Origin of the sequence: Ensifer canadensis (genome assembly GCF_017488845.2) — a bacterium.
In the GTDB taxonomy this organism is placed as follows: Bacteria; Pseudomonadota; Alphaproteobacteria; order Rhizobiales; family Rhizobiaceae; genus Ensifer; species Ensifer canadensis.
In genome coordinates this window covers 1,843,164-1,862,677 of record NZ_CP083371.1, presented here as the reverse complement: position 1 = coordinate 1,862,677, position 19,514 = coordinate 1,843,164, and the positions used below count along the sequence as shown (strand labels likewise).

The window sequence follows — 19,514 nt, the reverse complement described above, 5'->3', positions numbered from 1 at the left end:
GTGTTGCCGGCGGCTGCTTGCGCCTCAGTTGCCGGTACGACGATAGCGACGGCTCAGGCGCAGTTAGCCATCGGACCTCTCTCGGTCCTCCCCGGGGAAGGCGCTCTCTCGTTCGGTTGGGCCGCCAGCCCCGATGCGAACTGGGGAGCGCTGTCCTTGCCGGCGATCCAGACCGCGTTTCGCCCTGCCGCCTTTGCCGCATAGAGCGCTCGATCGGCGGAAGACAGAAGCTCGCTTGCCCCCTGTTGCCTTGCGACAAAGGCAACACCGACGCTGACGGTCGCCGAAAGCGTCGTGTTTCCGGCCCTGACCCGCGCCTGCTCGAAGGCACTGCGGATGTCCTCGGCGATGGCTGCGGCCTGCGATCGGTCGACCCCGGGGAAGCAGGCCGCAAACTCTTCGCCGCCCATGCGCGAGAGGAAGCCCTTGCCGCCAACGGCTTGCGAGATGACCGCCGCGCACTCGATGAGCACCTTGTCGCCGACAGCGTGTCCATGGCGATCGTTGATCGCCTTGAAGTGGTCGATGTCCATGTACATCAACGCTCCATCATCGGGTCTTGTCGCCAGATAGGCGTCGACGCTCGCCATGAAAGCGCGCCGGTTCTGCACACCGGTGAGGGCGTCGGTTTCCGACGCCAGCTTGTATCTGTACTGCGTTCTTTCTTTGATCAGCGCGAAGAACGAGAACCCGCCCGCAAGACTGTGGATGAAGAGTTCGAAGGTCAGCAGCTGATACCATATCGGCTGTTCGGCGCCCGACGCCGTGTTGCCGAAAAGCGGCCAGACGAAGATCAGCGGGATGCGCACGAGATAGAACAGGCCATGCGTGGCGAAGAGAAATGCGACGATGTAAGAGCTTGGAAGCCTGCGGAAATTGTCGGAGCGGAAAATCTCGACCGCGATCATCGCCGAATAGACGAAGATCAGCGCGGAAAACAGCACGATCCTGCTGGTGACATTGTTCTGGACATAATCGGAAAAACCGGTGACCAGCAACCACAACACCGGCCCGGCCAATGCGGACGCGATCTTCAGCGGTTGATTGTCGAAGGCGCGCAGGCCGAGCCAGATGAGCGCCAAGCCCAGAACCGTCAGGGCGTTGCCCAGCGTCACCGGGACGAAGGAATAACCCGGACCTCGGAAGGCAAGCAGGGTAAATCCAAGTGCGGCGACCAGAAATGCGCAGGACCACAGCCTCAGTTCCAGGCTGTTGCGCTCCTGGCGTGACGCGAGCGCGAAGAAGACTGCAAAGACCACCAACGTCGCGAAGGAGCTGATCATGATCGTCGGGGTATGTAGCGCTTCCACCGTCAACTCCTGGATTCTGCGGGACGTTATGCGCCAGAATCTTAAAGGTTTCGCAAATGATGGGGGCGGCGATTAGCAGGGGTCGGGGACGCCGAACTCGGTATTTCCTGCGCGCTATGACGGCCTGGTTTGTCGCATCGTCAGGTCCGACATCAGCCGCTGTTGGCCGGCCCGGATCACGTCTTCCATTGCATGTCGGGCGCCTTTGGCATCACCGCGGCGGATTTCCTCGACGATGCGGATATGGGTCACGGCGACGCGGTCGATTTCGCTGCGGTCGGCGGAAGGATTGGTGAGTTTGAAGACGCCGATCAGTGCCGCCTCGATCAGGCTGCCCACCGTGCGCATGAACGGGTTGAGGGACGCTTCGAGGAGATGCAGGTGGAATTCGAGGTCGGCATGCGCCAGCGTTTCGGCGCTGTGGTCTTCATTGCCCATGGCAACGGCGAGCCGCATCATCTGGGCGATGTCGGCGTCGGTGGCGCGCTCAGCCGCAAGCGCTGCCGCAAAGGGTTCGAGCGCCAGCCTGATTTCGCTCAGGTGATTCAAAAACTCCTCGTCGACGCCAACGCTGAAATGCCAGGAAAGCACGTCGCTGTCGAACAGGTTCCAATGCGCCCGCGGCATGACCCGCGTCCCGATGCGCGCGCGCGGGAACACCAGACCTTTGGCCGCGAGCGTCTTCATTGCCTCGCGCAGCACGGTGCGCGACACCTTGAAGCGTGCCGCCAGCTCGACGTCACCAGGCAGAATATCGCCGGCTAAGAACTCTCCGCCGACCACCGCGCGCCCGAGCTCGTCCACGACATGGCCGTGGCTTGAGCGTTTCACAGGTTGCTTTGCGAAGGTTCCTGGCAGCATGAGGTGCACCCATGCCCTTCCTAGACGTGCCGCTGTTCGTTGCGGGACACGTATACGATGCCCTTCTGCATGAGGATGAAGACGAACAGCAACAGACCGATCAGGATCTTCGTCCACCAGCTGGAAAGCGAGCCGTCGAAGGTGATGTAGGTCTGGATCAAGCCCTGGATGAGGATACCGATGAAGGTCCCGGCAACAAAGCCGGAGCCGCCGGTCAAAAGCGTGCCGCCGATCACCACCGCAGTGATCGCATCGAGTTCGACGCCGACGGCCGCAAGCGAGTAGCCGGCCGAGGTGTAAAGCGAGAACACGATGCCGGAAAGGCCCGCGAGCAAACCTGACAATGCGTAGATCATGATGGTGGTGCGTCCGACCGGTACGCCCATCAGCTTGGCGGTGGCGGTGCCGCCGCCGAGGGCATAGACGTCGGTGCCGAAGCGGGTGCGGTGGGCAATGAGGATGCCGATGGCAAAGACGAGCAGCATCAGCCCACCGATGAGCGTGATCCTGCCGCCGCCGGGAAGCTTGTAATAAAAACCCTTCAACGTGCCGTAGAACGGATGCTTGATGGCGATGGAATCGATCGACAGCACGAAGGCCATGCCGCGGGCCAGAAACATGCCGGCGAGCGTGACGATGAAGGCCGGCATCTCCAGATAGTGGATGATGGCGCCCATTACCGCTCCGAAGAACGTCGTGATCAACAGCACCATGGCGAAGACGGCGAGCGGATGGGCGCCGCTATTCTCCAGCACGACGGCCAGGAACACACCGGTGAAGGCGATCACCGAGCCGATCGAAAGGTCGATGCCGCCGGACAGGATCACGAAGGTCATGCCGACGGCGGCGATGCCGAGGAAGGCGTTGTCGGTCAGCAGGTTGCCGATGACCCGCGTCGACAGGATGTTGGGATACTGCGCCACGCAAAGCGCATAGCTCAAGACGAAGATGACGATGGTTGCGGTCAGCGGCAGGTATTTGGGTTTCATCGCGCTTGCCGCTCCGTCGGTTTTCTGCTGGCGCGCAGAAGCGCGACAAAGGTGAAGGCGTTTCGAACCGGTGGCGACTGCAGCACGAGAATGAAGACGATGATCGCCGCCTTGATGATCAGGTTGAATTCCGGCGGAAAGCCGGAAAGCAGGATGCCGGTGTTGATCGACTGGATGATGATGGCGCCGAGCACGGAGGCGGCGATGCTGAAGCGGCCGCCGAGAAGCGAGGTGCCGCCGATGACGACCGCAAGAATGGCGTCGAGTTCGAGCCAGAGCCCGGCATTGTTGGCGTCGGCGCCCTTGATGTCGGCGGCGGCGATAATGCCGGCAATCGCGGCACAAAGGCCTGATAGCATATAGGCAGCGATCAGCAGCACCGGCGTCAGCACACCGGATAGCGTGCTTGCCTGGCGGTTGACGCCGATCGCCTCGATCAGCATGCCAAGCGCCGTCTTTCGCACGATCAGCGCTACCAGGATGCCGAAGATCAGCCAGATGATCACGGGCAGGGGCAGCCAAGCGAATGAGCCGCTGCCAAGAAAAATCAGCCCCTCATCGTTGAAGGTGAGGATCGCGCCTTCGGTGACGAGCTGAGCGATGCCGCGCCCGGCGACCATCAGAACCAGCGTTGCGATGATGGGCTGGATATCGAGAATGGCGACGAGGATACCGTTCCAGAGACCGCAGAGAATGCCGGTGCCAAGGGTGATCAGAAGCGTCATCGCCAGCGAGTGGCCCGACGTGATCGACGAGGCGGCGACTGCCCCGCAGATCGCCATCACGGCGCCGACAGAAAGATCGATGCCCTTGGTGGCGATAACGACGGTCATGCCGATCGCGAGCAGAACCACAGGGGCGCCGCGGTTGAGGATGTCGATGAGACTGCCATAGAGGCGGCCGTTCTGGATTTCGAGGCGGAAGAAGCCCGGGAACACGAAGGATACCATCAGGAGAATGACCGCCAGCGCTATCAGCTGCGGTAGGAGCCTGATCGCATAGCCCCTAAGTATTGCTGTCATGCCGCTCCCCGTTCATTCGCCGATGCGATGGCCTCGATGATCTGGTCCGCCGTGATCCGATCGCCTTCGAGCGAGGCGACGTGCTGGCGGTCGCGCAGCACCACGATGCGCGTGCTGTAGGCAACGAGTTCCTCGATCTCCGACGATATGACCATCAGCGACATGCCTTTCTCGCGCAGACCCTCGATGAGCCGGACGATCTCGGCATGCGCGCCAACGTCGATGCCGCGCGTCGGCTCGTCGAGGATCAGGAATTCGGGTTCCGTTGCTAGCCAACGGGCAAGAATGGCTTTCTGCTGGTTGCCGCCGGAAAGCAGTCGGATCGGCTTTTCGCGATCGGCCGTGCGGATGTCGAGCGCCCTGATATAGTGGTCCGCCAGGCGGTTCTGCTCGGTACGGGAGATCGGACGGGTCCAGCCGCGTCGCGCCTGAAGGGCGAGCACGATGTTTTCGCGCACCGAGAGATCTCCGACGATGCCCGCGGTCTTGCGGTCCTCGGGGCAGAAGCCGAACCGTCGCGCGATCGCCTGGCGCGGCGACGATAGCTGGACGGTCTTGCCGTCGACTTCAGCCGTGCCGCTGTCGGCGCGATGGGCACCAAAGAGGATCTCGGCCGTCTCCGTGCGGCCGGAGCCGAGAAGCCCGGCAATGCCGACAACTTCGCCCGCCCTCACATCGAGGTCGAAGGGGGAGACGTGGCCCTTGCGGCCAAAATTGCGGAAGCGATAGCGCACCGATCCGGTGAGATCCGCTCCTTCGCGCGCAGAGCGGATTTCCGCTGCAAGCTCGCGGCCGATCATCATCGAAATCAGGTCGCGCCGCTCGAGTGACGCCGTGTCTCGGGTGCCAACCAGCTGGCCGTTGCGAAGCACAGTGATGCGGTCGGAGATTTCGTACACCTGTTCGAGGAAATGGGTGATGAAGACAATGCCGAGGCCACGCGCCTTCAGTCGCTGGATGATGCGAAACAGCATCTCGACTTCGTGGGCGTCGAGACTTGCCGTCGGCTCGTCGAGGATCAGCACCTTGCCGGAGAGATCGACGGCGCGGGCGATCGCGACGACCTGCTGTATGGCGACGGAATAGCTGTCGAGCGCGCGGGTGACGTCGAGGTCGAGCTCGTAGTTTTCAAGCAGTGCGCGCGCCTGACGGTTCATGGCGCGGACATCGACGAAACCCAACCGGCGCGGCTGTCGGCCGAGGAAAAGGTTTTCCGCTACCGTCAGGTTCGGCAGCAGGTTGACCTCCTGATAGACGGTGCCGATGCCGAGCTTCTGCGCATTGAACGTATCGCGCGGATCGATCTCGACGCCGTCGAGCAGGATCATGCCCCCGTCGCGCCGGTACGCGCCGGTGAGGCATTTGACCAGCGTCGACTTGCCGGCGCCGTTCTCGCCGAGAAGCGCATGGACCTCGCCTCTGCGCAAATGAAAGTCAACCTTGTCCAGGGCTCTCGCACCGGGAAAGACCTTGTCGATCCGGGTCGCCGAAAGCAGGTTGTCGCCGATGGTCTGCATGATCCCTCCCTGACTGGAACGCGGCGCACTCGGTCGAGCACGCCGCATTACTTCAGTGTTCCGAAAATCAGCATGCTTCACCTCGATCCTCGTGCTCGAGCGAAGCATGCCGACCGGACATCGAGCCCGCGGCGACAACGAGGCGGGCGAGCCCGTTCCGTCGTCCAACTCCGCAGTATCGATCGTCTGGCTTGTGACAACAGGCGCCGACGGTTCGCGTCGACGCCGGTCGCGCCTGGGATCAGTAACCGAGACCCTTCTTCGCTTCGTAGATCTTCATCGGATCGTCGGCCTGGGTGTAGAGCTTCGATTCCGTCTGGATCCACTTCGGCGGCTTTGTTCCGTCCTTCTGGAACGCGGCGAGCGCGTCGAAAGCGGGGCCTGCCATGTTCGGGGTCAGTTCGACGGTGGCGTTGGCTTCGCCCGCGGCCATCGCCTGGAAGATATCCGGCACGGCATCGATCGAAACGACGAGGATGTCGCTGCCCGGCTTCAGGCCGGCTTCCTTGATCGCCTGGATGGCGCCGACCGCCATGTCGTCGTTGTGGGCGTAGAGCGCGCAGATATTCTTGCCGCCGTCTTCGGCCTTGAGGAAGCTTTCCATGACTTCCTTGCCCTTGGTGCGGGTGAAGTCGCCGGTCTGGCTGCGGACGATCTTCAGGTTGTCGTGGCCGGAAAGCGCCTGCTCGAAGCCCTTCTTGCGATCGATCGCCGGTGAAGACCCTGTCGTGCCCTGGAGTTCGACGATGTTGCACGGCTTGCCGGCAACCGTGTCGGCAAGCCATTTGCCGGCGACATTGCCTTCATGCACGAGGTCAGACGTGACGGCGGTCATGTACAGCTCGTCGGACGCATCGACGGTTCGGTCGAGCAGGATGACGGGGATTTCCGCGTCCTTGGCTTCCTCGAGAACCTCGTCCCAACCGGTGGCGACGACGGGAGCAAGCAGGATGGCGTTGACACCCTGGGCGATGAACGAGCGTAGCGCCTTGATCTGGTTTTCCTGTTTCTGCTGGGCATCGGCGAATTTCAGGTCGATGCCGCGCTCTTCAGCCTGCTGCTTCGTCAGCGTCGTCTCTGCAGCGCGCCAGCCGGACTCCGAGCCGATCTGCGAAAAACCGACAACGAGATCTGCGGCAGATGCGCTGCCAAACGTGCAGGCAGCAAGGATCGTTGCACTCGCGAGTGCTTTGGCGAATTTCATGATTTCCTCCCAAAGAAAGCTGCTCTCCTCGCAGCAGTTTCAAAAAATCATATAATAATACTTTTGTAAACTCACCTTTGAGGACAAGCGCCGAGGGCGCGCATCGGATGCGCCTCGCCGGCATCGTTCCGGGCCGTGCGACGCGGCGGCTCGCTTCCGGCTCGCATTCGCCGCACGGTCAAGAGGATCGAAGACAGCCGCCGATATCGCCTGCATCCCGCCTGCATTGTTCGAAACCGTTCGTTGGCGGCGAGCAGGGCATTCGTCGCACGAGCTGGTCCAGAATGAGGCTTGTCACCATTGAACGCGTGTGCAAAGATGCTCGCGTGTGCAAAGGAGTCGTGCCCGAATGAACCTGGAAAGACCATTCTATTCGAACGATCTTGAGGGTCGGGCGAGCCTTTGCCGAGACATTATCCTGTCGGCCGGAGCGCTTGTGCTCCGTGGCTTTGAAGACAGCGCGACGCGCGCCTTCTCGATGAAGGGGCCGCAGGACTTTCTGACCGAGACGGATGCCGCCTCCGAGGCGCATATCCGCAAGGCGATCGCCGAGCACTTTCCTGACGACGCCTTCTTCGGCGAGGAGGGCGGCGGATCGATCAGTAATCGTCTCTGGGTGGTCGATCCGGTCGACGGCACCGCCAATTTTGCCCGCAGCATCCCGCATTTCTGCATCTCGATCGCCTATATCGAGGATGGTCGGGCGGAGATCGGCGCCATCTACAATCCCGCACTGGATGAGCTCTACTTCGCCCGGCGCGGTTCAGGCGCGACCCGCAACGGTCAGCCGATCGCCGTCGCCGCCACCACGGCGTTTGAGACGGCGTCGGTGGAAATGGGCTGGTCCGGCCGCGTGTCGAACGAGATTTATCTCGAAACGATCCGCGATCTGCTGGCGCTCGGCACCAATGTCCGCAGGGCAGGCTCGGGCGCGCTGGCGCTTGCCTATGTCGCTGACGGTCGTTCGGATGCCTATATCGAACTGCACATGAACTCCTGGGACTGCGTGGCGGGATTGCTGCTTGTCGCCGAGGCCGGCGGTGATGTCTGTCCCTTCATGGAGATCGGTAGCCTTCGCGGCGGCGGGCCGGTTCTGGCATCCGCGCCAGGCATCGCCGGTGGGATAAGCCGGGCATCGCGGATACCGATCGCCTCGGCAGGCGACGTCGTTGCCGAACTGCAGCTCGCCTGAGCGGCTCTGCCAAGGGCGCCGACAATGCGAATTCTGGGTGGCATGCCTTTCGGCGTCGCCCGATCTGGAAAGGAAACGGCATGGATGCACCTGTTTATGCGCGCCCGGCGATCAGTCTGATCGCAAGCGGGATCGGTCCGCACAAATCCGATCTCTATATCGGCGGCAGCGACGGCGCACGCGATCTCGAATTGCTGAAGCACCACGGCATTTCGGTGGTGGTCAACTGCGCGATCAATCTCGATATCAACTGGGTGCGCGAGAGGGAGGCTGACGATGGTGGCGATCTGCGGCCGAGCGGCTATGCCGACATTCGCTACTACAAGCTCGGCCTGATCGACGGCGAAGGCAGTCCGGATACGATGATGCTCGGCGCCTACTACATCCTGGACGGAGCATTGCGCCAGGCGATGCCGAAGCGCGAAACCTATCCCTTCGCCGATGGCGGCAATGTGCTGGTCAACTGCCGCGGCGGACGCAGCCGATCCGTCTCGCTCGTGGGCCTGTTCCTGCACAAACAGCAGCCGGAGCTTTTCCCGACGCTTGACGCCGCGGTCGCCCACATTCGTGAATACCGCGAACTGCGTCCCGACGAGTGGTTCGAGACACCGAAGCCGATGCTTTACGAGGCGGCACGCCGGGCGTCTGAATGGATCGACATGATCGCCGGCAAGACATCCGGGCGGGACTGATGTTGAAGCGCAGCCAAGCCAGTATCGCCGTCATCGCCGACGCGCATTTCCACGATCTCGAAGGCGATTTCGATTTCCCCGGCATGAGCATCGACGGGCAGCGGATGATGGTTCGCAGCTGGGCCGAAACGCGGCAGTCGACCCGTGTTTTTAACGAGAGCGCCAAGGCACTTTCAGTGGCATTGGACGAGGTGCGGGATCGGGGCATCCGGCACGTCGTCCTGCTCGGTGATTACACCGATGACGGTCAGCGGCAGACGACCGCAAGCCTGCGCAGGATCCTCGACCGGCACGCCAACGCATACGGCACCGCCTTCTATGCCCTTCCCGGCAATCACGACATTTTCGGTCCGACGGGGCGCCACCACACCAAGGAGTTCCTCGACCAGGATGGCGCCAGCGTCTGGGTGACCAGCGATCCTGCGTCGACGGCGGCGGGCGCGATCGTCACTCCGCGCATGTATTGCGAGGGATATCCCACCGGCCTCGGCCCGATGGCTGCCTGCGGCTATTTCCGCAAGCCGGAATATCTCCATTGGGAGACGCCGTTCGGCCTGTCCGACGATATCGAAAGTCGGCGTTACGAGGTGGTTTCGCCGGATGGAAGCAACCGATATTCGTTGATGGATGCCTCCTATCTGGTCGAGCCGGAACCGGGAATCTGGCTGTTGATGATCGACGCCAATGTGTTCGAGCCACGGGATGGCACGTTCGTAGGCGGCGAGGAAGCAGCCTTTGTCGACAGCACCGCCGCCGGCTGGAACGCCATGCTGCGCCTGAAACCCTTCATCGTCTCGTGGATCACAGACGTCTGCGCGCGGGCAGAGGCGCTGGGCAAGACCGTGCTCGCCTTCTCGCATTACCCGGCGCTCGATCCATTCGACGGCGCGACCGGTGCCGAGCGTGTGCTCTTCGGGGAAACCAACATCGCCCGCCGCACGCCGCGCCAAGCTGTCACCGATGCCTTGCTGGGCGCCGGGCTGACCGTGCATTTCAGCGGCCACCTTCATGTCGAGGGTGTAACGCGACGCACCCGCGGCGAGCGCCAGTTGACCAATGTGGCAGTGCCCTCGCTCGTCGCCTATCCTCCAGCCTTCAAGATCATTCAGCCGGTGAACGGCGGTATTGTCGTCGATACCGTCGAGCTGTCGGCGAAGACGGTGGATCCGCGTCTGGCGCAGGCCTATCGCCGCGAGACGGAGCGGCTAGGGGAGACGGACGATGCCGCCTTCAATGCCGAGGATTACGGCGCTTTCCTGCGGGCTCATAAGCTGGCTTTGGTTCGCCACCGCTATTTTCCCAAGGAGTGGCCGCAGGATGTGGTGAGCCGCGTCTCGGGCGCCACGCTCTCAGGTATCTGCGCGGAACTTCTTGATGCCGACGTGGTGGTGCAAGCATTGCACGCGCTTGCAAAAAAGTCCGGATTTTCGGCCGAACAAGTTGCTGCCTGCCGCATGATCGATGTCATCGCCGACTGGTACTGCCTGCGCCAGGCGGGTCACTTGGCGCTGCCTGCGATATCGCCAGAGCGGCTGCGTCTTTACCGCGCCCTTTCCGAGCGCTTCGGCCGAGAGCCGGATGAGGGGTGGGACCGCTCTGTCGCCGGTTTCCTGTCGATCTTCCTGGGCGCGTTTGCCGCCTTTCTCGACCGAGCGGAAGTGGGTGCGCGGCAGATCGAGATCACCTTGCAGCGAGAAGCGAAGGAGGTTGTTTGACCATGGACCAGCAGTCTTTTGTATTACCCGGTCGAGGGGTGAAACCGCCGGCAAGCGTCCCGGAGTTGAAGGAGGCGTTTCGCCTCGGTGCCCGCGGGCTCAAGGGCGGGCGGCTCGAAGTCGCGAAGTTCGCGCTATCCCATCCCTATGACATCGCCTTTGCGAGCGCACGGGAAGTGGCTGAGCGGGCCGGCGTTTCGACCACCACGGTCATGCGGCTGATCAGCGATCTGGGCTTTGAGAAATACGCCGCATTCCAACAGTTGTTCCGCGAGGAACTGCGCCGCGGCAGACAATGAAACTGGGCTTCGAGCAGTAACGAACCGAAGGACCGTCCGACCGGAGTGCACCCATGGAATCGGCCATCGTCAGCATCAATCTCGTTGGCGCCGTGGCGCTGCTGCTGTTCGGGCTTTCGCAGGTCAAGGATGGCGTGCAGCGCGCCTTCGGCGCCCGGCTGAAGGCCGGCTTGGCCGCCGGCACGCGCGACGGTTTGCGATCCTTCCTCGCCGGACTGGTTGCGACGATCGCACTGCAAAGCTCGACTGCGACGGCACTGATGATCGCATCCTTCGCCGAACGCAATCTCGTTGCGCCGCGCATGGCGCAGATCGTGCTTCTGGGCGCCAATGTCGGAACGGCAATGACGGCGTGGATCGTGTCGATTGGCATCGGCTGGCTCTCACCGCTGCTGATCCTCGTCGGCGTCATCCTTTCACGGGGAACGTCGAATGGGCGAAAAGGCGGTGGCGCCGCCCTTGTCGGCGTCGGGCTCATGCTGTTGTCGCTGCATCTGATCGGTCTTGCGACGGAACCGGTGCGCGCATCTGCGGCGCTCTCGGCCTTTTTGGCGATGCTCGACAATGCCTGGCCGGTCGCACTAATTTTCTCGGCCATGCTGGCGATCCTGGCATCCTCGAGCCTCGCCATCGTCGTCCTCATCCTGTCGCTCGCGGCAACGGGCGGCATTTCGACCGGGCTGATCATCGTCCTGGTCCTCGGTGCCAATCTCGGCGGCGCCGTGCCGCCGGTCCTGGCGACGCTGCATGCGCCGATCAGCGCGAGACGCGTGACGATCGGTAATCTCATCGTGCGCGCCATCGGCTGCTTGGTGGCGCTGCCGCTTGCCGGCTATTCGGCACAGTTGCTCGATATCCTGCCGCTGTCGCATGACAAGCTGCCTGTGGATGCGCATCTCGTCTTCAATCTGGCGCTGGCGGTGCTTGCATGGCCGCTGTCGCGACCGCTCGCCCGGATGACCGCGCGGCTGTTGCCGGAGCCGAAGCAGACGCCGGACGCGCCGAGCTATCTCGACGAGGACAAGCTTTCGATGCCGGTGGCAGCCCTTGCCGGCGCCAGCCGCGAAGTCCTAAGCGTCGGAGATCTGATCGAAAGCATGCTGGCGCAGGCAAGCGATGCGCTGCAGCATGCGGATCCTGCGAAGCTCGCGGGCATCAGCACGCTCGAAGGCCGGGTCGATCGGCTGCAGCATCAGATCAAGGTCTATGTCTCGCGCCTTGGTCAGGCGGATATCGGCGAAGACAACCGCCGGCGAGCAATGGATGTCGTCGACTACGCTATCAATCTCGAACATATCGGCGATATCATCGAGAAGGGCCTGCTGGCCGAACTCGCAAAGAAGATTGCGTTGGGCCTGACCTTTTCGAGGGATGGCCACGAGGAGCTGACACGGCTGTTTGCGATCACGCTCGACAACCTGCGCATGGCGCAGACGGTGTTTGCCACCCGCGATGCGGCTTTGGCGCGGCGGCTGGTGGAGGTCAAGGAAGACGTCCGTCGCCTTGAGCGCCAATCGGCCGAGCGGCACCTGCAGCGCCTGCGCGAGGGGCGGGCGGAAAGCATCGAAACCAGTTCGCTGCACCTCGATATGCTGCGCGACCTCAAACGCATCAACGCCCATATCGCATCGGTCGCGCACCCGATCCTCGACGACAGCGGCCTGTTGATCGAAAGCCGCATCCGACAGGCCGGCTGATTTCGAGAGGCGCGCCTGGAGGAGGGACTAACGCACCGTCTTGCGCTCGATCATCGACACGGGCACCACCTGCAGCCGGGTCGCGGGCTCATCGGTTTCGAGCGCCGTCAGGACGTTCGCGGTCAATGTCGATAGAGACTGCTCGATGGTGGTCAGCTCATAGCTCTTCCAGCTCGCCTGGGGAATATCGTCGAAGCCAACGACAGACACATCCTGCGGCACACGGCGATGCATTTCGATGCGAGCGGCATCGAGGAAACCCAGCGCCAGCAGATCAGTGACGCAAAATGCTCCGTCAATCCGCTTGTCGCGCAAGAGGTCACAACCGGCCTGATAGCCGCTTTCGTAGCTCGTCGGCCCGTCCGACCAGGCGACCACCTCGATCCCGGCGGTCTGCATCCGCTGCGTAAACGCAGTCGCTCGCCGAACCTGTGCCGGCGTCTGGCTGGCACTGGAGACGACCGCAACCTTCTTGCATTTGGCCGCGATCAACCGGAGTGCGGCCAGGTCCGCCCCGTGCGAATCGTCACTCAGCACCATGTTGGTATCGGTGCGATCGAGCCGTTGATTGACCAGGATCAGCCGGACGCCATTGGCGATACACTCATCGACGATCGAGGACGGCGGCTCGCCCGAAAGCACGACGATCGCCTGGGCGCGGAATTCAAACAGCAGCTCGATCAGCGGCGCGATATCCTTGCGCGCATCGGCGGCGTTCAACAGCAGGCACTGGAGCCCGCGCCGGAGCAGGCCGATGCTCAAGAGATCGAGCTGCTTGGAAATGAAGGGCGCACTGAGGTTGGTGCCCACGACGCCGATCAGGTTCGAGCGGTCGTTGTTCAGCCCCTGGGCCAGCCGATTTACTCGATAGCCGAGTTCGCGCGCCGCCTTCAGTACCTTGCGCCGGACAGGCTGCGAGACGCTGGCACCCGGCGTGAACGTGCGCGAGACGGCCGAGCGTGAAACACCCGCGCGTTTTGCGACCTCCTCGGCCGTGACGAACCCTCGTGCCATGGTTTCCCCCAAAGAATCAGCTCGCGGCTATCTGGGCCACAAATGCCGGTTCATTCCAACGAAAAAGTATCCTTTGGCTCTGCAGGTGATGTCGCCTGAGTGCTGCGCGCCCGCCGGAAATCCGGCTGTTTTAGTTCGCCATTCCCTATGCGGCCGGAGCGTCTTCGCTGGCCAGTCGCGAGGCAATGACCACGTGTTCGAAAAAAGCGGATCCATCTGAGAAAAATATGCAATAAAATCAAAGCGATAAATCGTTGCGCACGTGTGCATTTTTTTGTTGACAAGCGCGACCTCTCAATGGATCATGCATTCCATAGGCGGTGACGAAATGGAATTTTTGTTCCGTCTATGTTCGTGATGATGGCGCCGGCTTCTGAGGAGTGGCCGGATGCCGTCGGGCCCGATCCGGACAGGATCGTTGATCGGGGTCGGTCGCGAACAGGGAGGATTGGATCGATGACGAGATATCGCGTTCTCGCGGCGGGTTGCCTTGCTCGACATGGAGCAGGGGCGGCTGCCTGCGCGGCTTTCCCTGATCTCCCCGTTCGCATGTTTGCTCGTCCGCAAGGCGCCGGCGCATAGCCGGATCGTGTTGCGAGGCGAGGTCTCAAGGGGAAAGAGCATGGCTTTTCTAAGTGATTCAGCGAAGGCGCCGCGGGCAGCGGGCGGTGAAGCCGCTGTGCCCTCGTCCTGGCAAGTCTGGCGATATCGGTTGAAGGTCGCCTCCCGGGAGCCGACGACATTGATCGGGGTGCTGACGGCGCTGCTCTTCACCTACCTGATCGTCGTGCCGATCATCTCCATCGTGCTCGATTCCGTGCGCGTGCAATTCGGACATGAGCGCCGGCTCGGCAAGGATTTTGGCGACCTGACGCTGTACTATCTCGACAGGACATTTACCTCGCCTGTCTCCGTCGATCTCTTCTGGCGGCCACTGTTCAACACGCTGTCGGTTGCAGTCGGCGCGATCCTGTTGTCGCTATTGATCGGGACCGTTCTCGCCTGGCTGATCAGCCGCACCGACATGTTCGGAAGGCGCTGGTTCGCGACCGCCCTGATCGTGCCTTACATGCTGCCTGCATGGACGTTCGCGCTCGCCTGGACCACGCTGTTCAAGAACCGCACTGTCGGCGGCCAGCCCGGCTGGTTCGAGGCTCTCGGCTGGACGCCGCCGGACTGGGTCGCCTATGGCCGTTTTCCGATCACCATCATTCTCGCCCTGCACTATACGCCTTTCGTCATTCTGCTGTTCGGCTCGGCGCTTAGGCGCTTCGATTCCCAGCTGGAGGATTCCGCCCGCATCCTCGGCGCCAAGCGCTACCAGGTGGCAATGCAGATCATCCTGCCGCTGATGCGCCCGGCGCTGATGTCGTCGATGATCTTGATCTTCGCAAAGTGCCTCGGCGAATTCGGCGTGCCCTATGTGCTCGGCCTGCCCGTCAAGTTCGAGGTGCTCTCCACCTCGCTCTTCCGCAGCATCGCCTCGCGCCAGACGGGTGTCGCCGGTGTCGTCGCCGCCTCCATCATGCTGATTGGCATCATCACCCTGATGATCGACGCGCGGCTGGTGCGTGAAGCGCGCCGCTTCGTCACCATCGGCTCCAAGGGCTCGATGAACCGGCAAAGCCGCCTCGGCAAGCTCAGGCTTCCGGCAACGGGTTTCGCCGCGACGATCTTCATGCTGAGCGTCGGTCTGCCTCTCCTGACCCTGTTCCTGTCGACGGTCATGAAGCTGCCGGCACAGTTCACCCTCGACAACTTCACGCTCGACTACTGGATCGGCCGAGACCTTCATACCGTAGCGCTGCAGACCGGCGTGCTCCTGAGCCCCGATCTCTGGGCGGCCGCCAAGAACACGCTGATGATCGTCGGCCTCGCCTCGATCGCCTCGGGCATTCTCGGCCTGCTCGTCGGTTATGTCGTCATCCGCACGCCGGTCAGAGCCCTGTCTGTCTATCTGCGCCAGGTGACGTTCCTGCCCTATCTGGTGCCGGGCATTGCCTTTGCCGCCGCCTATCTCTCGCTCTTTGCGGTTCCCCGGGGTCCGATGCCGGCACTCTACGGCACCGTCACCATCCTGGTGCTGGCGCTGATGGCCGACCAGATGCCCTACGCCTCGCGCGCCGGGATCTCGGCCATGACCCAGCTCGGCAAGGATCCGGAAGAGGCGGCCCAGATCGCCGGCGCCGGCTGGTTCCGCCGCATGATGTCGATCGTCATCCCGATCCAGAAGGGCTCGCTCGTCACCGGTGTGCTGCTGCCGTTCATCTCCGGCATCAAGGGCCTCAGCCTGTTCGTCATCCTCGCCGTGCCCAGCACCGACGTTCTCACGACCTATTCGCTGCGGCTCGTCGACTACCACTACACCCAGGCGGCAAACGCGGTCGTGCTGATCATCGCCGCCATCGCCTATCTCGGAACTCTGGCAGCCCAGAAGCTGACCAAGACCAATCTTGCAGAAGGACTCGGAAGCTGATGCCCACTATCAATCTGCGCGGCGCCCAGAAGAATTATGGCGTCAATTCCGCCAATGCCGTCTCCAACCTCGATCTGGAAATCCGCGACGGCGAGTTCATGTGCCTGCTCGGCCCATCGGGTTGCGGCAAGACGACGACGTTGCGGATGATCGCGGGGCTGGAAAACCTGTCGGGCGGCGAGATCCGCATCGGCGACCGGGTGGTCGATTCGATCTTCGACGGCGTCTTCGTGCCACCGGAAAAGCGCGAAATGGGCCTGGTGTTTCAGAGCTACGCGCTCTGGCCGCATCTGACCATAGAGCGCAACACCGACTTTGGTCTGCGGCTGCGCAAGCTGCCGAAGGCCGAGCGTGAGGCCCGTGTCGAAAAGGTCATGCAGGCGCTCGACATCGCCAAGTACCGCGACCGCTATCCGTCGCAGCTTTCGGGTGGCCAGCAGCAGCGCGTGGCACTTGCCCGCATGCTTGCCGTCAATCCGGGCGTGCTGCTGCTCGATGAGCCGCTGTCGAACCTCGATGCGCGGCTGCGGCTTGAAATGCGCGCCGAACTCAAGCGCCTGCACAAGGAATTCAAGACGACGATCGTCTTCGTCACCCACGACCAGTGGGAAGCGATGACGCTGGCAACGACGATCGCCGTCATGAACGAAGGCACGCTGCAGCAGATGGGCACGCCGAACGACATCTATGACCGCCCGGCCAACCGCTTCGTCGCCGAGTTCGTCGGCAGCCCGCCGATCAACATCCTGTCCTTCGAAAAGAAAGACACGTCGGATGTTGCCAAGGAGGCGGAAGCCTACCTCTCCGCCCGCTATCCCGGCCTGCGCGGCATCGGTTCCATCGGCATCCGTCCCGAAGCGCTCAGCTACGCCACGAGGAAGGAAGACGTTCCGCAGGGAAGCTTCAGCGGCAAGATGGTCGTCACCGGCATTCTGCCGACGGGCGGCAGCTGGATCCTGGAGCTGAAGAGCGACAGCCACACGCTGTTCCTGACGACGCATGCGCTGCCGCGGCTGGAGCTTGGAGAAAAGGTCCGCTTCTTCGCGCCGCCGGAGGCGCTGCACGTCTTCGACAAGGACGGCCAACGCATTGCCGAGGCCGACAAGCTGCTGCGCAGCACGAAGCTGAACTGACGAAATTACTGATCGTATCAACCGAAAGACGAACACCGCTTACTGAGGAGGAGCAGTCGATGCATTTTCGGAAGAATGGAACGGCAGACACCAAAAGCCGTTGCCTGCTATGGACGACGGCCTTTGCCGGCCTCTTGGCGGGGCAGGCGATGGCTGAGGACGCCTTCGACCTGAACGCACTGGTCGAGGCCGCCAAGAAGGAAGCGCCGATCACCGTCTATGACAGCACCGGCAAGATCGTCGAGATGGCCAAGGCGTTCTCGGCCAAATACGGCGTCGCCGCCGAAGGATCGAAGGTCAAGGCGTCGGCGCAGCTCGAGATGATCATCCGCGAGGCACGCGCCAACAATATCCAGGGCGACGTTTCGATCATCAGCGATGCGCCGGCCGCGATGGCGCAGCTGATCCCGCAGGGTTTTGCCGAGAGCTGGCTGCCGCCGGACATGGCGTCGAAGATTCCGGAGCAGTACCAGAATCCCCTGACGGTGGTCACCAGCGCCAACGTCTGGGCCTACAACACCGAACTCTACGACAAGTGCCCGGTGACCAACATCTGGCAGCTGACCGGCGCGGAGTGGAAGGGCAAGGTCGCCATGCAGGACCCGCTCGGCAAGGCGTCCTATGTCGACTGGTTCAACCAGATGGCAAAGCACGGCGACGACAAGGTCGCCGCCGCCTACAAGGAGCTCTACGGCAAGGACCTGGAACTCGACGATGGCAGCGCGACGGCGGCCTGGGTGAAGGCGCTTGCCGCCAACGCGCCGCTGCTGACCGATGCCGACGCCGCGGCAGCCGATGCCGTCGGAGCGCCGGGCCAGTCGCAGCCGTTCATGGGCCTGATGAGTTCGGCAAAGTTCCGCGACAATGCGGAGAAGGGCATGAAGCTCGGGCTCTGCACGGATCTGAAGCCATGGCTCGGGTGGATGTATCCGGGCGTCGGCCTGATCACCAAGGGCACCAACAGCCCGAACGCCGCCAAGCTCTTCATCCACTACGTCATGACGGAGGAAGGCATCGCGCCGCAGGCGGTCGATGGTAAGATGTCGACCAATACCGATGTGGCACTTCCGGCTGACGAACCCTCGGGCATCGGCAAGGTTCTCGACCAGGTTCTGCCCTACCAGATGGACACGAGCCTCGACGACTGGGATGCGCGCGAAACCTGGCAGGATTTCTGGCGGGTGAACTACCAGAAGTGATGGCTCAGCCGGGAGAGTGACGACATGATGGAAATGAAACGCAGCGCGTTGCGCGACCGCCCATTAGCCTGGGCGGTCGCAGGTAGCCTTGCTGCCATGACACTGACCTGTGGGCCGGCGAAGGCTGAAGAAGCCTTCAACCTCGGCGCCCTGATCGAGGCGGCAAAGAAGGAGCCGCCGATCACCGTCTATGCCGTCACCGGTAAGATCGTCGATACGGCCAAGGAGTTCTCGGAAAAATACGGCGTGCAGGCGACGGGCAAGAAGGTCAACGAAGCCACGCAGGTGGAGCTGATGATCCGCGAGCACCAGGCCGGCAATATCCTCGGCGACGTGAGCGTCGCGACTGACGTGGCATCGGCAATCGGACAGCTGTTGCCGGAAGGTATCGCCACCAGCTGGACGCCTCCGGATCTCGCCAAGGATATTCCGCAAGCGCAGCGCAATCCTCTTGTTGTTGTCTCGGACCCTCACGTCTTTACCTACAACACCGAGAAATACGACAAGTGCCCCGTGACCAACATCTGGCAGCTGACCGAGCCGCAGTGGCGCGGCAAGCTGGCGATGCTCGATCTCTTCGACAAGCCGCTATATGCCGACTGGTTCAATCAGATCGAGACGCATCGCGACGCCGATGTCGCGCGGGCCTATGAAAGCCTTTACGGCAAGAAGCTGGAGACGAACGGCCAAAGTGCCACAGCTGCCTGGGTCAAGGCCTTTGCGGAAAACGGGCCGCTTCTGGCGGATTCGACAACGGTCGCCAACGCCGCCGGCGCCCCGGGACAAGCCGAGCCGTTCTTCGTCATCACCTCGACGGCCAAGTATCGCGACAACCTCACGAAGGGCCTTAAACTCGGTATCTGCGCCGGCGTCGAGCCGTTTTCCGGATTTCTCTATCCGGGCTTCGGCCTGATCGCGGGCCAGACCAAGAGCCCGAATGCCGCCAAGCTGTTTGTCCGTTACCTGATGACGGCAGAGGGCATTGCACCCCAGACCGAAGACGGAAAGATCTCCGGCAATTCGACGATCGGTCTGCCGGCCGATGAACCCTCGGGCGTCGCGAAGTATCTCGATCAATTGATGGCCTTCGATGCCGCGACCGCCGGCGACGACCTCGACAAGCGCGAGGCCTGGCAGGACCTTTGGAGAATAAACCACCGAAAATGACGCGACGGGCGGTGCCGATCACCGAGT

16 protein-coding genes are annotated in these 19,514 nt (G+C 62.5%); 9 read left to right on the top strand and 7 right to left on the bottom strand.

The genetic code is table 11. The features are described 5' to 3' along the window. Positions 1–53: 53 nt before the first annotated feature. The 6 genes from J3R84_RS28240 to ytfQ form a co-directional block, all read right to left on the bottom strand. Positions 54–1,310, bottom strand: coding sequence for a GGDEF domain-containing protein (locus tag J3R84_RS28240; RefSeq protein ID WP_156585504.1), 1,257 nt, complete (start codon positions 1,308–1,310; stop codon positions 54–56). A gap of 114 nt (positions 1,311–1,424) precedes the next feature. Next, positions 1,425–2,168, bottom strand: coding sequence for a FadR/GntR family transcriptional regulator (locus tag J3R84_RS28235; RefSeq protein WP_082555537.1), 744 nt, complete (start codon positions 2,166–2,168; stop codon positions 1,425–1,427). Positions 2,169–2,191: 23 nt separating this feature from the next. Next, positions 2,192–3,160 carry a galactofuranose ABC transporter, permease protein YjfF gene (gene yjfF, locus J3R84_RS28230; RefSeq protein ID WP_057206074.1) on the bottom strand — a complete coding sequence of 323 codons (969 nt, stop codon included), beginning with the start codon at positions 3,158–3,160 and terminating at the stop codon, positions 2,192–2,194. Continuing rightward, positions 3,157–4,182 carry an ABC transporter permease gene (locus J3R84_RS28225; RefSeq protein ID WP_025429932.1) on the bottom strand — a complete coding sequence of 342 codons (1,026 nt, stop codon included), beginning with the start codon at positions 4,180–4,182 and terminating at the stop codon, positions 3,157–3,159. Before J3R84_RS28225 ends, yjfF begins: the two co-directional genes overlap by 4 nt. Continuing rightward, positions 4,179–5,699 (bottom strand): galactofuranose ABC transporter, ATP-binding protein YtfR, encoded by a 1,521-nt coding sequence (gene ytfR, locus J3R84_RS28220; protein ID WP_113567245.1) that lies wholly within the window; start codon positions 5,697–5,699, stop codon positions 4,179–4,181. The genes J3R84_RS28225 and ytfR overlap by 4 nt, the downstream gene beginning before the upstream one ends. A 241-nt stretch (positions 5,700–5,940) precedes the next feature. Next, positions 5,941–6,903, bottom strand: a complete 963-nt coding sequence (gene ytfQ / locus J3R84_RS28215) for a galactofuranose ABC transporter, galactofuranose-binding protein YtfQ (RefSeq protein WP_025429934.1) — start codon at positions 6,901–6,903, stop codon at positions 5,941–5,943. A gap of 349 nt (positions 6,904–7,252) precedes the next feature. Here ytfQ and J3R84_RS28210 point away from each other — a divergent pair, with 349 nt between their 5' ends. The 5 genes from J3R84_RS28210 (at position 7,253) to J3R84_RS28190 (ending at position 12,498) form a co-directional block, all read left to right on the top strand. After that, a complete protein-coding gene (locus J3R84_RS28210; protein ID WP_107028381.1) occupies positions 7,253–8,095 on the top strand; it encodes an inositol monophosphatase family protein in 843 nt (280 codons plus the stop codon). Between the two features lie 80 nt (positions 8,096–8,175). Next, positions 8,176–8,787, top strand: a complete 612-nt coding sequence (locus J3R84_RS28205; protein ID WP_113567246.1) for a dual specificity protein phosphatase family protein — start codon at positions 8,176–8,178, stop codon at positions 8,785–8,787. Beyond that, the gene (locus tag J3R84_RS28200; RefSeq protein WP_171521289.1) at positions 8,787–10,502 is read left to right on the top strand and encodes a metallophosphoesterase family protein; all 1,716 of its coding nucleotides are present in this window, start codon (positions 8,787–8,789) and stop codon (positions 10,500–10,502) included. The genes J3R84_RS28205 and J3R84_RS28200 overlap by 1 nt, the downstream gene beginning before the upstream one ends. 2 nt (positions 10,503–10,504) lie before the next feature. After that, positions 10,505–10,801, top strand: coding sequence for a MurR/RpiR family transcriptional regulator (locus tag J3R84_RS28195; protein ID WP_057213248.1), 297 nt, complete (start codon positions 10,505–10,507; stop codon positions 10,799–10,801). A gap of 53 nt (positions 10,802–10,854) precedes the next feature. Further along, positions 10,855–12,498, top strand: a complete 1,644-nt coding sequence (locus J3R84_RS28190) for a Na/Pi cotransporter family protein (protein ID WP_057206084.1) — start codon at positions 10,855–10,857, stop codon at positions 12,496–12,498. A gap of 27 nt (positions 12,499–12,525) precedes the next feature. On the opposite strand, the gene J3R84_RS28185 is transcribed toward J3R84_RS28190, so the two are convergent. Beyond that, positions 12,526–13,512 (bottom strand): LacI family DNA-binding transcriptional regulator, encoded by a 987-nt coding sequence (locus J3R84_RS28185; protein WP_057206086.1) that lies wholly within the window; start codon positions 13,510–13,512, stop codon positions 12,526–12,528. Positions 13,513–14,134: 622 nt separating this feature from the next. On the opposite strand from J3R84_RS28185, the gene J3R84_RS28180 reads away from it, so the two are divergent. From J3R84_RS28180 to J3R84_RS28165, 4 genes are read left to right on the top strand one after another with little or no spacing between them, the layout of a single operon-like run. Continuing rightward, positions 14,135–15,988: an ABC transporter permease gene (locus tag J3R84_RS28180; protein ID WP_057206088.1), complete on the top strand. Its 1,854-nt coding sequence runs from the start codon at positions 14,135–14,137 to the stop codon at positions 15,986–15,988. Next, positions 15,988–17,121 carry an ABC transporter ATP-binding protein gene (locus J3R84_RS28175; RefSeq protein ID WP_057206090.1) on the top strand — a complete coding sequence of 378 codons (1,134 nt, stop codon included), beginning with the start codon at positions 15,988–15,990 and terminating at the stop codon, positions 17,119–17,121. Before J3R84_RS28180 ends, J3R84_RS28175 begins: the two co-directional genes overlap by 1 nt. 59 nt (positions 17,122–17,180) lie before the next feature. Next, positions 17,181–18,320 (top strand): ABC transporter substrate-binding protein, encoded by a 1,140-nt coding sequence (locus J3R84_RS28170; protein WP_057206092.1) that lies wholly within the window; start codon positions 17,181–17,183, stop codon positions 18,318–18,320. 33 nt (positions 18,321–18,353) lie between these two features. Next, a complete protein-coding gene (locus tag J3R84_RS28165; protein WP_371412324.1) occupies positions 18,354–19,487 on the top strand; it encodes an ABC transporter substrate-binding protein in 1,134 nt (377 codons plus the stop codon). The last annotated feature ends 27 nt before the right edge of the window (positions 19,488–19,514 follow it).

Bases quoted from the DNA above. Each gene is read 5' to 3' on its own strand.
- yjfF (WP_057206074.1), bottom strand. From the start codon at position 3,160: ATGAAACCCAAATACCTGCCGCTGACCGCAACCATCGTCATCTTCGTC.
- J3R84_RS28225 (WP_025429932.1), bottom strand. From the start codon at position 4,182: ATGACAGCAATACTTAGGGGCTATGCGATCAGGCTCCTACCGCAGCTG.
- ytfR (WP_113567245.1), bottom strand. From the start codon at position 5,699: ATGCAGACCATCGGCGACAACCTGCTTTCGGCGACCCGGATCGACAAG.
- ytfQ (WP_025429934.1), bottom strand. From the start codon at position 6,903: ATGAAATTCGCCAAAGCACTCGCGAGTGCAACGATCCTTGCTGCCTGC.
- J3R84_RS28210 (WP_107028381.1), top strand. From the start codon at position 7,253: ATGAACCTGGAAAGACCATTCTATTCGAACGATCTTGAGGGTCGGGCG.
- J3R84_RS28205 (WP_113567246.1), top strand. From the start codon at position 8,176: ATGGATGCACCTGTTTATGCGCGCCCGGCGATCAGTCTGATCGCAAGC.
- J3R84_RS28200 (WP_171521289.1), top strand. From the start codon at position 8,787: ATGTTGAAGCGCAGCCAAGCCAGTATCGCCGTCATCGCCGACGCGCAT.
- J3R84_RS28195 (WP_057213248.1), top strand. From the start codon at position 10,505: ATGGACCAGCAGTCTTTTGTATTACCCGGTCGAGGGGTGAAACCGCCG.
- J3R84_RS28190 (WP_057206084.1), top strand. From the start codon at position 10,855: ATGGAATCGGCCATCGTCAGCATCAATCTCGTTGGCGCCGTGGCGCTG.
- J3R84_RS28185 (WP_057206086.1), bottom strand. From the start codon at position 13,512: ATGGCACGAGGGTTCGTCACGGCCGAGGAGGTCGCAAAACGCGCGGGT.
- J3R84_RS28180 (WP_057206088.1), top strand. From the start codon at position 14,135: ATGGCTTTTCTAAGTGATTCAGCGAAGGCGCCGCGGGCAGCGGGCGGT.
- J3R84_RS28175 (WP_057206090.1), top strand. From the start codon at position 15,988: ATGCCCACTATCAATCTGCGCGGCGCCCAGAAGAATTATGGCGTCAAT.
- J3R84_RS28170 (WP_057206092.1), top strand. From the start codon at position 17,181: ATGCATTTTCGGAAGAATGGAACGGCAGACACCAAAAGCCGTTGCCTG.
- J3R84_RS28165 (WP_371412324.1), top strand. From the start codon at position 18,354: ATGAAACGCAGCGCGTTGCGCGACCGCCCATTAGCCTGGGCGGTCGCA.